Below are 14,770 nucleotides of genomic sequence, written 5' to 3' on the forward strand. Positions count from 1 at the left end.
CGCGTCAGGCAGGTGCTTGCCCGCTCGCCACTCCACAAACCAGGGCGTGAGCTGGTAGTGCCAGCCCTGCTCTTGCCACAGGTGTGCCCGCTCCAAAAACACTGGGAGTGTAGGAGCCGCCACACTCACCACCTGACGAATACCCTGCGCGAAGGCCGCCCCGCGCTTCACACGCCACTGCCGCCATGTCTCGGCGAGCTCCTCACTGTAAGGGACCAGCGGCGTGAGCTCCTCGCCCATCAAACTGAGCGGCTCCAGGTGAATATCCGATGGATCACAGCCCTGCTCACGCAGAAATGCCTGGCGATTGGCAAGGCTGTAGCCGAGCTCGCCTAGCGCTCCGTAGACATAGCGACCCCGCTCAGGGTCGCTCGCCTGCCCATAGCCAGGCGGTAGGACATCCCGCAGGACGAGTCCCGCCAAGCCGGGCACCTGTGCTGCCTCTGTCACTCGCTGCCGCGCTCCTTGGACATTGCCCACATCCCCCAGATCCAGCCAAGGCAGTCCCGGCTCTTTCACGCCACGGCGCAGGGCATACTGCACCGAGGTCTCGCCGCGTGCGTTGCGGTCCGTCTTTCCCTCGCTCCCACGGAGCACAGAGACCACTCCGAAGATAGGAAGGAGTCGTGGTCGCGCCGCTGCCTCAAGAATGGCCGGGCTCCCCTCCACCCAGAGCGCCGTTGCCCCTGTTGCCCGAGCCGCCTGGACGACAGGCTCGACATCCTCGGTGCGGCTTAGACGCACGAAAAGGGCATGTCCGGCAAGAGCAAGGGGTTCTAGTGTCGGCTCGGGTGTCCAGTTATGGAGCGGAGTCAAGGGATTCTCGTTGGCCTCCCCGACACCAGGAATCACCAGGCTCCACCAAGGGCTACAGGAGACCATAACCCGCTGGTTGTCCATTCGCAGGTCGAGTTTTTCTTTCTGGTACTCGGGTGTCTCGCTAAGCCGTGCAAGCTCATCAATCGCCTTGACAACGACCCCCTGGAGCACAAGCGGGAGCTCGCTCAGGGAGACTTCGACGCCCTGCTCACTCAGGTTGCGCTGCTGGGCCTGAACGGCCTTCTGGCGTAGCGCGGGGGGAAGTGCCGCCGGGTCGTTGTCGTCAAACTCCAGTAGCTCGGTGGGCTGAAGGGCGGCAATGCGTCGGTTGAGCTCCGCCTCACTGCTGGAGTCCTGGAGCCGCCGCAGGAGATGGGCGTCTTCCAGGTGCGCACGACCCGCCTGTAGTGGCACGGAGTCAGGCGCGAGAATATAGTTCCCGGCGAGATCGCGGACGCTGGCTGTCGCCCCGAAGCAGAGAGATTGCAGTAGTTCGCCCGCCGCCGCCCGCCTGCCTCGCACAAAAACGGCGTGCTCTCCCAGACGCTTGTCCACACGCAATGGTTTGCCTGTCGCCTGTGCGATCCGCGCCACCAGGGTTGCAACCGTCAGCGCACTCCCCTCCAGCGAGACCGGCGCTGTCAGTCGGCTCAGCTCGGGCGGGAGGCTCTTCAGTCGGTTAGGAACCTCAGCAGTGACACTATGACTATTGTTTTCCCGAAAGAACTCCTCCAGGCTCTGATTGCTATCACTCGCTTCCTGCGCATGGATCGTGGGCGCTACGTCCGTCGAGCTATCTGCTCGTCGGTGAAAGACAATGGGAAAGCTACGGCCTCCCTCCAGTAGCTTCCCACGCACGTTGCCAAGGAGCTTCACCCGAATGCCAACCCCTTGCTGCTGCTCCGCAGTGAGAGGCATCTCTTTTCCGGGCAGTGGATTGCCAGGTTCCTGTACCGAGTAGGCCAGCGGCTTGGGCACGAGCGCCTCAAACAAGGCGTACTGGGGACGGCGCAGGTCGGAGCGGCGGAGCCCTTGCTTGCTGGTGGCCCGACGCCACTGCTCCGGATCGCAGGTTGCCAGCAGTGCCAGCACCGGGGCCTCGCTTGCCAGAAGCGCACTCATGCCGGGAATAACTGCACCCGTAGTGTCTTTTGGGGGAAGGAGGGGCTTCCAGGTATTCATGGTCTGCGGTGCCAGTACCGTGACACTGCCAAAGCGCCGCAGCCGACCCTCTGTGTAGGTTGCCAGGCTCTCAGGACGCCAGCCCTCCCGTGGTGCACGCAAGTTGCCTTGGTCATCGCTATTCGCCTGCCAGGAATCGAGGGAGATCAGGTGCTTTTCCGGGGCGACGGCCAACAAAACCCCATGGCGCTCTGGGGTCCAGCGCACCTGGGGAAACAGTGTCGCAAGGGTCGGCCAGTCTGGCGATTCCTGAACCAGAGCGAAAGTGGGCAACATACTGTAGTTTAACACGCCTACGGAACCTCCAACTAAGACAGACCCAATAGTTTCATACATGGTATAATCTGCGCCGTGAGCCAGACAGCGCTGTATCTCGACTATGCCGCCACGACCCCCACCGATCCCCTGGTGCGTGATGCGATGCTCCCCTTCCTTGGGGAGAGCTTTGGCAATCCCTCTTCGGTTCACCGTGTGGGCCAGACCGTGCGCCGGGCTTTAGACGTGGCCCGCGATGCGCTTGCCGCCGCGATTGGTGCACAGTCCGGTGAAATTTGCTTTACGTCGGGTGGGACGGAGGCCAACAATCTGGCGCTTTTGGGCGTGCTCATGGCCGCCAAGGAGCAGGGCCGGAACCATCTGATCACTACCCCCGCGGAGCACCACGCGGTTCTCGACACCGCACTTTTTGCACGAGAGCTAGGCTTTGAAGTCACCCTGGTGCCCGTAGATGAGTACGGGATGACGCATCCCGAGGCAATCGCCGAGGCTCTTACCGCCAAGACGGCGCTGGTCTCGGTGATGCACGCCAACAATGAAGTGGGGACGATCAATCCGATTGTGGAGATTGCCGCGCTCGCCCATGCGCACGGGGCGCTCTTTCACACGGATGCGGTGCAGACCCTCGGTGCACTGCCTCTTGATGTAACGGCGCTCGGGGTAGACTTGATGAGTGTCTCGTCGCATAAGATCTACGGCCCCAAAGGCGTCGGGGCGCTCTACATTAAGAGTGGCGTGAAGTGTGCTCCGCTCTTCCATGGCGGGAGCCAGGAGCGCCAGAAGCGTCCCGGAACCGAGAATGTCCCGGGAATTGTGGGTTTCGGCAAGGCAGTCGCCCTCCTGCCCGAGTGGCGCGACGAAGTGGCGGCGCGGCTCGCTCCCCTCCGCGACAGCTTTATCGCCCGCTTTCCGCTCGCCTCGCTCAACGGCCACTCGACACAGCGGCTTGCAAGCAATACCAACCTGTCGTTTATCAAGCCCGATGGGGAGACCATGCTCCTGGCACTCGATCTCTGGGGCATCTGCGCCTCGTCGGGTTCCGCGTGCTCCTCGGGCAGCATTGATCCCTCGCATGTCCTGACCGCCATGGGCGTCCCACGTGAGCGAGCGTTAGGGGCGGTGCGCTTCTCCCTGGGCCGACACACAAGCGCCGAGGAGCTAGAGAGAGCCGTAGGGATTATCGAGCGGCTCGTGGCCTCGCAGGTCTAGCCCGCTACGGCTTGAGACTCGCTACGGCTTGAGAAACGTCACGATCCCAATCACCACCAGAAATGCGGCGAAGGCGAGCTGGAGTGTCTTGGGGTTAGCGTGTCGTGCCAGCCTCTGCCCTAGAGACATCCCAACAATGGCAATCGCGAGGAACGCTCCGGCAAGCCCCCAGCCGATATGGACATGCCCGATATAGCCCACCAAGGCCGCGGCGGCATTTCCCGTGATGATCCAGACGGATGTCGCAGCAGCACGTTTCAGGGTGAGTGTTGTTGCCGTGGTCAGGGTAGGGACAATTAAGAACCCTCCCCCCACCCCGACTAGGCCCGTGAGCATCCCCATCAATAACCCGACAATTGGCGTGATCCAGAACGGGATAGTGCGAGGCTCTTTCGTGTGGGGCGGAGCCATCGCCCGCAAGTACATCGCTTCCGCGGCGGCCAGCACCACAGCTCCAAAAAGTAGCTTCAAAGCAAGCTCCGGCACAAACTTAGAGAGCATTGCTCCCCCCCAAGACCCCAGCAAGCCACTTACCAGAAAAGGCAGCGCCACTTTGAAGTCCGGACGCGCCTCATCGGGGTCGCGCTGACAGCGCCGCAGAGTCATGAGCCCCCCGATCAGTGCCGCGCTTCCCACCACCAGCAAGCTCGTCGCGCTAGCTTCGCGCTGGGGCAAGTGCGCCGCGTACTTAAAGGCGGGGAGCGCCAGAATCGCCCCCCCCGCCCCAAGGGTTCCCAGTGCCAGGCCCGTGAGCACGGCGAAAGCGGCAAGTGCCAGCTCATTTTCTATCGGCAGCATAGTTACTCAGTAGCATTATACGGTTACTCAGTAGCATTATACGCGGAGCAGGGCGACAGCACTCTCCAGCTCGTCGGCTTGGTGGTACGCATGCGGCGAGAAGCGCACCCAGCCACAGCGAACGGCGCCCCAGACACCGTGGGCGTCCAGATGCGCCAGCACGTCGTCGTTGGTGTACCGGGGATGCCGAAACGCGACAATCCCACTGTGGCCGTCGGTGGGGCAGACCTCCATCCCTCGTCCGCGCAAAAGCTGTCGTAGCCGTGTGGCACTCGCCAGCACAGCCCGCTCAATCTCGCCCATCCCCACGGACTCCAGCAGCGCAAGCGACACATCCAGGGCCGCAGTTGCCAGAATCGCAGGGCTACCCTCCTCAAAACGATCCGCACGGAGCCGCATATCCTCGAAGCGCAGCCGATCCCAGTTAAAAGGGTTATTCACCCAGTTCCAGCCGACATTGGTGGGGAGCAGCTCCCCCAGGCGCTCCGGCTTGATGTAGAGTGGCCCGATCCCCGCCGGTGCCAGCAGCCACTTGTGACAGCCTCCCGCAGCGATATCCGCCCCGCAGGCCGTGAGATCACACTCCAGCGCACCCAGCCCCTGGATCACGTCCACCACGAACCAGATTCCCCGCGCCTTGCAAAATGCCCCGAGCTTCTCCAGATCCATGCGCTGCCCGGTTCCCCACTGCACCCAGCTCACCGCCAGAGCGCGGGTATTCTCGTCGCAGGCCGCGATCAGCGCGTCCTCGGAGAGCAGGTCGTTGGTGGTGGCGCAGGCGACAATGCGTGTCTCGACTCCCCGGCTCGCTTGCGCCTGCCAGGGGTAGACCACCGACGGGTACTCACACGCCCCCACCACCACATTTTCTCCGGGACGAAACGGAATCGCCTGGGCGGCAATCGTGAGGCCATGGCTCGTGTTGCGCACCAGTGCAACTCCCTCCGTAGCGACGTTCATCAGCCGAGCCAGTGCCTCGCGCACCCGCTGCTGGCGCTTCAGGTGCGCCCGAAAGGCCATCATTCCGTCGCCGTGGGCTAGCTCTGTGAGTGCCTGCCCGACAGCCGTGGCAGCGCCGGTTGGGATCGGCCCCATCCCGGCGTGGTTGAGGTGGACTCCGTTTTCCACACTCGGGAACTGTGCCCGAAACTCAGCCAGTGTCATTGGTCGTCCTCGCTATCTTCTGCACTCACCGGCGCGGTTTCTCTTTCCAGGCCACGACTCCGTAGGCATCGGCGGCAGTGGTGACCGCCACAAAGCCGGATTCGTGCAGCCGCTTGACCACGCCGCGTGTTACCGTCGCACCGTGGCGGCTGTTGGGATCCCCGATGTAGTGGAAAAGCCGTCCACGCCGGGACAGCACCCGAAACGCCTCCCGATAAAACGCTCCCGAGTAGAGATCCCCCGCGAGTTGCATAGTCGGTGGGTCGTGGATTATCAGATCGAAGGCGGCATCGGGCATCTCTTTGATGAGAGCGAACGCGTCCCCGTTTTTCCGCGAGATATTCGCCTTCGAAAACAGCGGCTCCGACCACGGGTTCTTCGCCACCATCGCTTCAACACCCGCATCCAGTTCGATCACCGTGACATGGGCCGCCGTCTTTGCGGCGCAGATCGCCGTGTAGCCCAGGCCCATGCAGGTATCGAGCACGCGCCCGCTCACCGGCTGGCACGCCGCGATCTTATTCTGAGTGTCCTGCCACGGATCCGTGCGCTTGGTGCGGTGCATGGGAAAGCCCGCCACCAGCACGGTCGGAGCACCCTCAGGTTGGCCCCAGAGCGAGACGGCGCGCCGCGTGGTGGGTGAGAAGATGTAGGCACGTTCGAGAGTTCCGTCGGGGGTGACACTAAAGCAGCCCGTGTCGTGATCCGCCACTTCCCGGACGGCATCCCAGAGCACCAGCGGCCCGTCGGGGAGTTGTACCCCCTCAGCGGTGAGCGCCACCGTGCAGGTTGTCAGGTTCAGGTCGAGTGTTGTCTCCAGCGACTCCCCCTCCGCCTCCTGGGCGACGAGCCAGGGCAGTGCCTGCCAGCGGCAAATAATAGGCGCACTCATCGTGTAAAACTCCAGGCGACGGGTTTGCCGCTCTCGTAGGGCATGACCCCATGAAAAGGCCGTGGGTCGTCGTCAAAGACCAACGGAAGAAAGTGCTTGTCACCCAGCCAGAGCGGCAACTCGCCGCCGAGCAGCTTTGCCAGCGGCTGCCAGCTCAGTGTGCCTTCCTCGTTGCCTGTGCTCACACTGCCGGTAAACGCCGTAATCACAAAGAGAAACCCGAACCAGTCCTCGCCACTCTTGCCAAAACCGGGCCAGGAGAGCGTCCCTCGAAGACACATATCCGTCACGGAAATCCCCGCCTCTTCGTACAGCTCGCGCTTCATCCCGGCGGCGACGTCTTCCGTCGGTTCGAGCTTTCCCCCGAGGCCGTTGTACTTCCCCAGCGCGGGATCGTCGGGACGGGCGTTGCGGTGGATCAGCAAGACCGCGCTGCGATCCGGTGAAAGCACGTAGCCCAGGGTGGCTAAAATTGGAGTGTACGGCATAAACTACCCCCTACCCCCGCCCAGCGGGGGGACAATGAGGAAAGAGATTCCGCATATCCCCCCCGCGGGGCGGGGGATGGGGGGCAAAATCTCATTTAAACGGATTCTTGAGCTTGTCGTAGATGCGCTGCTCCAGGTGCTCCAGCGAGACCTCGCCGGACATGATCCGCCCGACCAGCTTCGTGCCCGCCGGGTTTTTCACCCCAAGGCGGTACGAGAGATACGGCGTTCGGTGGAAGACTTTCCCGACCCGAAGCGCCGCGTCGAACTCCCCGGCCAGCTCCATTTTAACCGCTTCGGTGTAGTGCGTGGTGGTATCTGCCCCGAGGTGCTGCGCGGCGATTGCACCGGTACGAACCGCGTACTGAATCCCCTCGCCAAAGAGCGGCTGCACCACACCTGCTGCGTCCCCCACCAGCAGCACACGCCCGTCTTTGGTGGAGAGCGGCTCAATCCCTGTCCAGAACGGGATCGGGTGTGCCCAGAGCTTAGGCGCGTCCATGCCCGTCGGGTAGGTCATGCCCACGGAGCCGAGCATTGTATGGATGGCGTCCATCAGGATCTTGCCGACGTTCTGTTCGGCTTTTGGCTGGCGTGGGACGAGCATTCCCGCCCCTACCGAGAGGTAGCCCGCCTTGGGAAAGATCCAGGCGTAGCCATTCTTCACCGAGCCATAGTCCAAATAGCAAGCATCCCGCAAAATCGCTCCCCCGTTATCGGGGGCGGGGGGGGCGTACTCATACGGAATCTCCACTTCGCGGGCGATCCCCCAGCGCTTTCCGAGGCGCAGTCCGGCGCGTGCGCCAACAATCCCCTTGGCACCGTCGGCACCGACCACATACCGCGCCGTGAAAGTGTCCTCGCCCGCCGTGACGGTGACGCCGTCACTAGCTACCGTGACCTCACTGACTTTCACGCCTAACTTTAGTTCCGCACCGGCGGATTTTGCTTTCTCCACCAGATACATGTCAAAGCGGGGGCGTTGCACCATCCATACTTCGGCGGGCTTGCCATCACTACACGTCATCTCCGCGAGAACCGGCGACTTACCACGCCAGGTATGGCGAAGCTTGGTCACCGTGAGATCGGTGAATTTTTCGGGTTCCAGCCCCTCGATGTAGCGCACCAGCGACGAGGGAATTCCCCCACCGCAGGGCTTGTAGCGCGGCAGACTCGGTGCACGATCCAGTAGCAAGACCTTCAGGCCAAGCTCGGCACACTTCCAGGCACAGGTTGCCCCGCCGGGTCCCGCGCCCACAACAATCACATCAAAACTCATAATCGCATTATCCGCCGCTATTTCTCCAATGTTACTGCGAAGACCTTCACCTTAGAGTCCGTGGGCAAGGTAATCGAGACCAGCTCCTTGGTGACGGCAATCGGGAAGACGATATGGCGAACCGTGAGCGTTCCTGCGATGTCCCCTTCTGGGCGGTGCTGGCGTGGTGTCGTGAACGCGACCGCATCATCGCTGGCCGCTGGCGCGGCGATATCGCGCAGTACACGGGTTCGGCTTTCAGTCGTGCCATCTTTGTAGCGCAGAATGACAGTGAGATTGCGCTCCGCGCCGCCTGTCGCCGTGGCGGCAATATGGGCGGCGAAGAACGCCGCCTTGGGAACCAGGAGAGCCTGACCATTGCACGAAAGTAGATTTTTCTTCCCATCGGCACTGGAGCCGTAGTGAAAGACAATGCTCCGTGCCGAGACCGATGAGATATCCGAGAAGTACCCTGAGGGAAAAAGACTGGTCTCCTGGTTGAGGCCAAAGCGGTCAAACGGAAACCACTCGGCGGGCAGCGTCAGGCCCGTGCCATCTAGATCGCCATCGCGAGTGCGTGCCTCGCCCGTGACACCATCGGTGTCGTAGAGCAGGCTTAGATCCAGTGGCACTTGCCGCCCCCCTGTGACCGTGATCGGGATCTGGAGCATGTCGCCTGTCCGGCTGATCGGGTGCATGGGGAAGAAGATCTCAGGGGGACGCATGGCAAACAGCGCCAAGACATAGCGCCCGGGCCGCTCCGGCACCGCGATCTCCGCCGTGACATCAATAGACTCGCCGACGGACACCTCACGCTCCAGAAACGCATTGAGAATCGCACGCCCCTGGGTTGCACGCATTCCATCGGCCTGGAACCAGCGCCCCGTGACCGCCACGCGCCCCTTCTCCCAGCGCTTCAGGCCCCGGTTGATGAGAGTCACTTTGACACGGACACTCTTCTCCGCTTCCACTGAATCCGCAAGCTTTGCATCACTCGACAGAGCCAGCCTCGCATCGTCGTCGCCGGGGTAGAGAGCAAGTCGTTGCTCGTAGACCCCCTGGATTGGCGCCACGGCGACAGTACGGGCAAGTACCCAGCGCACCAGGTAGCCCGTCTTTCGCAGATCAGGCGACTCCAGGCGGCGCTCCGGGTAGGCGGGCTCTAGCGGCAACCCGTCTTTGCCCGTCAGCTCGACAAGGCTCCGCAGATCCGTCCATACTCCTGGCTTGAGCGCCTGCTGAACCGTGGTCGCTCCCGAGCCAACCACTTCTTTCCCATCGCCACTGAGGATCTGGTAGAGAAGCTGTGTCTCCCCCGGCGGCAGCGCTTCTTTTCCTAGCCAGCGCAACCGCAGTGTCGCGGGGAACTTCCCCCCGGTACGCAGGAGCGGTGTGAGCGTGGAGTGCGCAAACTGAACGGCGTCCGCGGGCTTCTCCTCGACTCGTACCGGGACACTGATTCCGCTCCGCTCACCGGGGACAAGCAGCTCCAGCCGCAGCTCGTAGCTCCCCGTGGGAAGCGGCTTGTTGTCTGTTTGCAGGGTCGCGATTCCCAAGGAGACCGTGGTTGAGAAGCCAGGCAGGATAGACTCCCGCAGAGGAATGCGGACAGGCCCCTCAGCGATCAGCTTGCCTTCCTGGAACCATCGGTAGGTCACCTGGACGCTATCTTCCAGCGTGATGACTTTCCCCCCAATATTGGTCAGGGTGATCGGCAGAGCGGTCAGGGTTCCCGCCGCGATGCGCCGGGGCAGGTCGAGCGGGCTGAACTGAAGCTGTGCAGGCTTGCTGGGATCGGGGACGGTAAAGAGCCGCCGTGTGAGCTCCACGTAAAAATCACCGTACTGGCGCGAGGGTGCCAGCTCCGTGGCGCGGGTGAAGTCGTTCCAGGAGTCCAGCACAATCCAAGGTTCGCCGCTCTTATGGGCTTTTTCCCAGGAAGCGGCGTAGGTCTCCCCTCCACGACGTGCCAAAAAGGGCTCCTGTCCGCCCGGTGAGACAGTAGCAAAGGGCAGGCCGACGGCAATACTGATCCCGTCGGAGAGCCCGCCAAACTCCGCAGCAAATTTCTGGCGTAGCGCCTCCGCGATCTCGGGCGTGACCCCCGTGGTATCGGAGAGAAAGACAGGGTAGACACTCACGCCGCCCACGCGCACGGTTGCGCGCAGCTCCGGCGGGACAAAGGCAAACCAGCGCTGAATCGCCGCGTAAAGATCCCCCGTCGCCTGTGAACGATCCAGCCAGAGCCCCAGAAGCGGGAACGACTGGCGCTCCAGTTGCATCTCACGGCACGCGGCCACCAGCACGGTAAGTGCCTTCTCCTCCATTGGCCCCGAGGCAACATCCGGACTCCCAAGCTGCGTCAGCGCGACCTCCACACCCGCTCGGCGTAGCTGCCCCAGCTCCGTGCGTGCCCAGCCCACACGATCCGACGAGTACCAGGGGCCGAACCCATTGGCGGGCTGATCCACTGGGGCAAAGGCCCCCGTGGGGCCAATAATCCCCTGCGGCGGAAACGTGAGCTTGGTGATATCTCCCTGGTAAGACAGCAAGAGCCGTGCAAAGAGCCGCCGCTCCCGCACGCCATTGGCAGGCAGCGAGGTCGCGGTGAGCTGGCCAGGATCCACCGGGAGGGGAACGGTAGGCACGATAACCGCCTGCGCGGCGGGTGTGGGAACCGCAAAGCGCACACTCGCTCCCGGCCACTCACCGATCTTCTGCTCACCGTCAATAAAGGGAGACACCGCCGTGGCCTGTAGTGTCAGCGGCCCAAAGCTCTCGGCATTCTCCAGCGCAGCGCCCACGGGGAAGATCGCGGGGGTAGCGACGCCTTTCTTGCGCACTGTCGCCGCGTAGGTAATCGCGGTCTTGGCGGCGAGCTTGCCGTCCACCCCGAGTGCGTCCCAGGGAATCGCCAGCTCAATGGTGTAGCCCCGGTCCGTGTCATCCACACGATTCAGGGTTCCCTGCCGTGTGACGCCGTATTTCACGGTAAAGAGGGGCTTGGGCGTGCCATTCTCCAGGAAGGTAAACCCACCCGCTACCGAGACCAGCATCGCACGCACGGGCTCGTTGCCGACCTTCAGATAGAGCCCCACCCCGTCGTCGTCCTCGATATTTTTCGCCATCGGCTCCTGGTGCACCCCGAGAAGCTGGGCATCGTCTACCTGGAACGCCACGTAGAGATAGTTAGCATCGTAGGTGAAGCGGGCCTCGGCTTGGGGAGTGGGTGCGGGGGTCTGAGCAAGAACCGCTCCCGGAAGAAGTAAGGCAAGCGCCGCAGCGGCAGCAAGTGTGTTTCTGAGCATAGTCATCCGCTTAGAGGGTACCCGATCTCGGAAAGTTACAGCTCGCGCCGTCCTTCGAAGGCTTGAATCAGCGTGGCCTGGTCGGCGTAGTCTAGATCGCCGCCGACGGGGACGCCGTGCGCGATACGAGTGATCTTGGGGCCAAGCGGACGTAGCAAGTTCGCCAGATAGATCGCCGTGGCGTCGCCCTCCACCGTGGGGTTGGTGGCGACCACAATCTCTTTTACCCTGCCGCCTGTCAGACGCGCAAGCAGTTCTCGCACTTTAAGCTGATCGGGGCCGATGCCCTCCATCGGGGCGAGAACCCCACCGAGCACGTGGTACTTGCCGCGAAACTCGCTCATGCGCTCCAGCGCCATCAAGTCGCGCGGATCGGAGACCACACAGATCATCGCCTCGTCGCGGCGCGGGTCGCGGCAGATATCACAGAGCTTCTGGTCGGTGAAGTTGTAGCAGCTCTCACAAAAGCTCACGGCGGCCTTCACTTCCGTGATGGCACGGGCGAGCGTGTGTGCTTCGTCGTCGGAGAGGCGCAGGATATAGAACGCCAGCCGCTGCGCCGATTTGGGACCGATTCCGGGCAGGCGCTCGAACTCGGCGATGAGCCGGGCGAGCGGCTTGGCGTACTGTGCCATGAGTTAAATAACTGCCATTTTTAGAACAGACCAGGGATATTCATACCGGCGGGCATGAGCTTTTGCTGCTCGGCCTCGCGCAGATCCGCCGCCTTATCCAGCGCCGCATTCACTGCCGTCAGTACCAGATCCTGAAGCATCTCGGCATCTCTGTCCTCTAAGACGCTCGGGTCAATCGTGATGCCCATCAGCTTGCCGTTGCCGTCCACCGTAGACTTCACGGAGCCCCCCCCCGCGGAGCCGTCTATGCGTGCGGCATCGAGGCGCTCGGCCATCTTCTCCGCATCTTCGTACATCTTCTTCTGAACCTGCTGGATCATCGCGGCCATGCCGCCTTGATTCCCGCCGCCACCAAGACCGGGGAAGCCCCCCGCCTGGCCTTTATTCTTACCAAACAGATTTGCCATAGGGTTTTATTATCCTTCAACTATCTCCCCACCAAACGTGGAGAGAATCTCTTGCACCAGCAGCTCTGAGAGCGCCTGCGCTTTATGTGAGCCGGGCTTCGCCGCCGCCGCTAGCTCAGGGTCAAGTGCGCGTAGCTCCGCAGACAGATCGGGCGGTGGTGCGGGTTCCGCACCCCAGCTCTTCTTATTTTCGTAGTGCGGGCTACGAGAAGTCTCGGCAACACGCGGCGCGGGCACGGGCGGTGCCCAGAGCGGCGCATCGGAGGCGGGCACGTTGGCGACGCTCTCAAAGCTCAGCGCCTCGACTTCGGCCATGGGGTCCCGGCGCACGAGCTGGCGCGCAATCGCACGTTGCGGCGGCGGCGGGGCGTTCTCATCCAGCACGAAGCGCAAAGGCAGCGTCTCCAGGTCGGGAGCCAGCACGCGTGCCAGGAGCTTTCGGACAAACTCCTGCTGCTTGGGAGCGTTCATCATGTCGTAGTTCATGCGCGCACTGAACGACAGAACAACCGTCTTGCCTTCCACCGCCACTGGAACCGCCCCCTGCATCATGACGCTGGTCTTCATCGAAATTTTCTGTGCCTGGGCAAGAAACTGCGGCCATGCTCTCTGTACGGCAGCAAGACTGATGCGGGGATCAGCCAGCTCCAGCTCTGGCTCAGGAGAGGTTTTTGCCACCACTTCGGGGGCAGGTTTGGCGGGCGGCGGGTCAAAAGAGAGAGGCGCGGCAAACTCGTCGTCGGGGAGCGGGGGGAAATCATTGTCGAGCGGATTAGGCACAACTGCATCAAAAAGACTCAGACCATCGTTTTCCTGAGGCGGCTCGGGCGTGCCATCCACTTCACTATCATCGTCATCAAAGAGCGAGAAGCCGCCCTTCACCGAAACCGTCGCCAGTGGCACGACAGGCGCAACGGGAACCACCACCACGGGCGCTTCAGCTTCACTTTCTTCAGGCTCCAGCTCGGCCTCAAGCTCCGGCTCAAAGTCGTCTTCATCATCGAGCGCGACATCATTGGCAAAGTAGCCTGCGCTCAGGCTCGGCGCTTCCTCGCTCCGCTCCAGCGCGGCTTCCAGGACGGGGTCAAGGCCCTCGTCGTCCGGTTCTGGCGCGGGCACGACAACGGGAACAGCAACCTGAGCAACCTGCTTCGCAAAGACAATCGGTGCGGTGGTGAAGGGCTGGTCGGGTGCCTCGCCAATCGTCATCAGCTTGAGAAAAGTCAGCTCCGTGAGCAGACGGTGCTGGTTGTTCCACCGGGTCTCACCCTGGGCTTCATTGAGCAAGTCAATCGCCTTGAGAAGCTGCTGAGGCGCGAAGTGGCGCACCTGACCCTGGAGCCGCGCCACATCCTCAGGAGCGAGCTCGGAGGCAGCGGCGGGGCCACCAACGGCGATAAGCAAGAGATCGCGAAAGTGAGACGCTAAAGCTTTGAGAAGGGTTCGTGCCTCTTTGCCGGAGTCGAGAATCTCTCCCGCCAGCGCCAGGACGCCGGGCGCATCGCGGCGGGCCACACAGTCCGTGACGCGGGCAAGCTGCTCGGTGTCTAGCGTGCCTAAGATGCTCTCTACGGAAGCCGCCGTGATCTGCTGGGGCGAGAAAGCGAGGACTTGCTCTAAAAGGGAGAGCGAGTCCCGGTAGCTTCCCTCCGCTCCCCGCGCCACTAAGTTAATCGCCTCGGGAGAGTAGGCCACGCCCTCGGTGTCGAGCACGAATTTCAGGCGCTTGGAAATATCCAGGAGCGAGCCACGCTTAAAGTCAAACTGCTGGCAGCGGCTCCGAATGGTGATGGGAATAGACTGCGGCTCGGTGGTGGCGAGAATAAAAACCACGCCCGGCGGCGGCTCCTCCAGAGTTTTCAGAAACGCGTCTTTGGCATCGCTGGAGAGCTGGTGTGCCTCATCAATGATAAAGACTTTGTAGCGAAACTCCATCGGGCCGTAGCCCACTTGCTTGCGCACCTCATCAATATCGGCGACGCCTCGGTGGCTGGCGGCATCGAGTTCGATCACATCAATGCAGCTCCCCGCCGTGATCTCTTTACAGGCATCACACGCGTTGCAGGGCTCTGGTACCGGGCCATTGTTCCCCGAGAGGCAGTTGAGCGCCTTAGCCAGAAGCCGCGCCATGGTCGTCTTGGCGGTTCCCCGCGTTCCTGTGAAGAGATAGCCGTGGGCGATCCGCTCCGATGTGATAGCGTTTTGGAGGGTGCGCACCACATGCTCCTGCCCGACGACGTCGGCAAAGGTCTGGGGGCGGTACTTGCGATAGAGCGATTGATAGGCCATGAAGCGTGTCTATTGTACCATTCCACAAGTGCGCAAACAGAGGGT

At 62.5% G+C, this 14,770-nt stretch carries 11 protein-coding genes; 1 reads left to right on the forward strand and 10 read right to left on the reverse strand.

What is annotated here, in order from left to right; translation table 11 throughout:
- A partial coding sequence (locus tag ACH2ED_RS02800) for a hypothetical protein (protein ID WP_395088691.1) occupies positions 1–2,277 on the reverse strand: 2,277 nt, incomplete at its 3' end.
- Between the two features lie 75 nt (positions 2,278–2,352).
- Here ACH2ED_RS02800 and ACH2ED_RS02805 point away from each other — a divergent pair.
- Positions 2,353–3,486 carry a cysteine desulfurase family protein gene (locus ACH2ED_RS02805; protein ID WP_395088692.1) on the forward strand — a complete coding sequence of 378 codons (1,134 nt, stop codon included), beginning with the start codon at positions 2,353–2,355 and terminating at the stop codon, positions 3,484–3,486.
- A 21-nt stretch (positions 3,487–3,507) separates the two neighbouring features.
- Here the strand turns inward: ACH2ED_RS02805 and ACH2ED_RS02810 are convergent, their stop codons facing one another.
- The 9 genes from ACH2ED_RS02810 to dnaX all read right to left on the reverse strand — a co-directional run bounded on the left by ACH2ED_RS02810 (position 3,508) and on the right by dnaX (position 14,725).
- Entirely contained in the window at positions 3,508–4,284 is a 777-nt protein-coding gene (locus ACH2ED_RS02810) for a sulfite exporter TauE/SafE family protein (protein ID WP_395088693.1), read from the reverse strand.
- Positions 4,285–4,320: 36 nt separating this feature from the next.
- Positions 4,321–5,448 (reverse strand): aminotransferase class V-fold PLP-dependent enzyme, encoded by a 1,128-nt coding sequence (locus ACH2ED_RS02815; RefSeq protein WP_395088694.1) that lies wholly within the window; start codon positions 5,446–5,448, stop codon positions 4,321–4,323.
- 25 nt (positions 5,449–5,473) lie between these two features.
- Positions 5,474–6,340: a methyltransferase gene (locus tag ACH2ED_RS02820; RefSeq protein WP_395088695.1), complete on the reverse strand. Its 867-nt coding sequence runs from the start codon at positions 6,338–6,340 to the stop codon at positions 5,474–5,476.
- Positions 6,337–6,828 (reverse strand): NUDIX domain-containing protein, encoded by a 492-nt coding sequence (locus ACH2ED_RS02825; RefSeq protein ID WP_395088696.1) that lies wholly within the window; start codon positions 6,826–6,828, stop codon positions 6,337–6,339. Before ACH2ED_RS02825 ends, ACH2ED_RS02820 begins: the two co-directional genes overlap by 4 nt.
- A gap of 91 nt (positions 6,829–6,919) precedes the next feature.
- The gene (locus ACH2ED_RS02830) at positions 6,920–8,107 is read right to left on the reverse strand and encodes a geranylgeranyl reductase family protein (RefSeq protein WP_395088697.1); all 1,188 of its coding nucleotides are present in this window, start codon (positions 8,105–8,107) and stop codon (positions 6,920–6,922) included.
- Between the two features lie 17 nt (positions 8,108–8,124).
- Complete coding sequence (locus tag ACH2ED_RS02835) at positions 8,125–11,394, reverse strand: sugar-binding protein (protein WP_395088698.1); 3,270 nt, start codon at positions 11,392–11,394, stop codon at positions 8,125–8,127.
- Positions 11,395–11,429: 35 nt separating this feature from the next.
- Positions 11,430–12,029 (reverse strand): recombination mediator RecR, encoded by a 600-nt coding sequence (gene recR / locus ACH2ED_RS02840; RefSeq protein WP_395088699.1) that lies wholly within the window; start codon positions 12,027–12,029, stop codon positions 11,430–11,432.
- A 20-nt stretch (positions 12,030–12,049) separates the two neighbouring features.
- Positions 12,050–12,436 carry a YbaB/EbfC family nucleoid-associated protein gene (locus ACH2ED_RS02845; RefSeq protein ID WP_395088700.1) on the reverse strand — a complete coding sequence of 129 codons (387 nt, stop codon included), beginning with the start codon at positions 12,434–12,436 and terminating at the stop codon, positions 12,050–12,052.
- Between the two features lie 9 nt (positions 12,437–12,445).
- The gene (gene dnaX / locus ACH2ED_RS02850; protein ID WP_395088701.1) at positions 12,446–14,725 is read right to left on the reverse strand and encodes a DNA polymerase III subunit gamma/tau; all 2,280 of its coding nucleotides are present in this window, start codon (positions 14,723–14,725) and stop codon (positions 12,446–12,448) included.
- Positions 14,726–14,770: the final 45 nt, after the last annotated feature.

Source organism: Armatimonas sp. (genome assembly GCF_043757465.1).
Taxonomy (GTDB): domain Bacteria; phylum Armatimonadota; class Armatimonadia; order Armatimonadales; family Armatimonadaceae; genus Armatimonas.

Coding starts and splice junctions, on each gene's coding strand:
- ACH2ED_RS02810 (WP_395088693.1), bottom strand. CDS start 4,284: ATGCTGCCGATAGAAAATGAGCTGGCACTTGCCGCTTTCGCCGTGCTC.
- ACH2ED_RS02815 (WP_395088694.1), bottom strand. CDS start 5,448: ATGACACTGGCTGAGTTTCGGGCACAGTTCCCGAGTGTGGAAAACGGA.
- ACH2ED_RS02820 (WP_395088695.1), bottom strand. CDS start 6,340: ATGAGTGCGCCTATTATTTGCCGCTGGCAGGCACTGCCCTGGCTCGTC.
- ACH2ED_RS02825 (WP_395088696.1), bottom strand. CDS start 6,828: ATGCCGTACACTCCAATTTTAGCCACCCTGGGCTACGTGCTTTCACCG.
- ACH2ED_RS02830 (WP_395088697.1), bottom strand. CDS start 8,107: ATGAGTTTTGATGTGATTGTTGTGGGCGCGGGACCCGGCGGGGCAACC.
- ACH2ED_RS02835 (WP_395088698.1), bottom strand. CDS start 11,394: ATGCTCAGAAACACACTTGCTGCCGCTGCGGCGCTTGCCTTACTTCTT.
- recR (WP_395088699.1), bottom strand. CDS start 12,029: ATGGCACAGTACGCCAAGCCGCTCGCCCGGCTCATCGCCGAGTTCGAG.
- ACH2ED_RS02845 (WP_395088700.1), bottom strand. CDS start 12,436: ATGGCAAATCTGTTTGGTAAGAATAAAGGCCAGGCGGGGGGCTTCCCC.
- dnaX (WP_395088701.1), bottom strand. CDS start 14,725: ATGGCCTATCAATCGCTCTATCGCAAGTACCGCCCCCAGACCTTTGCC.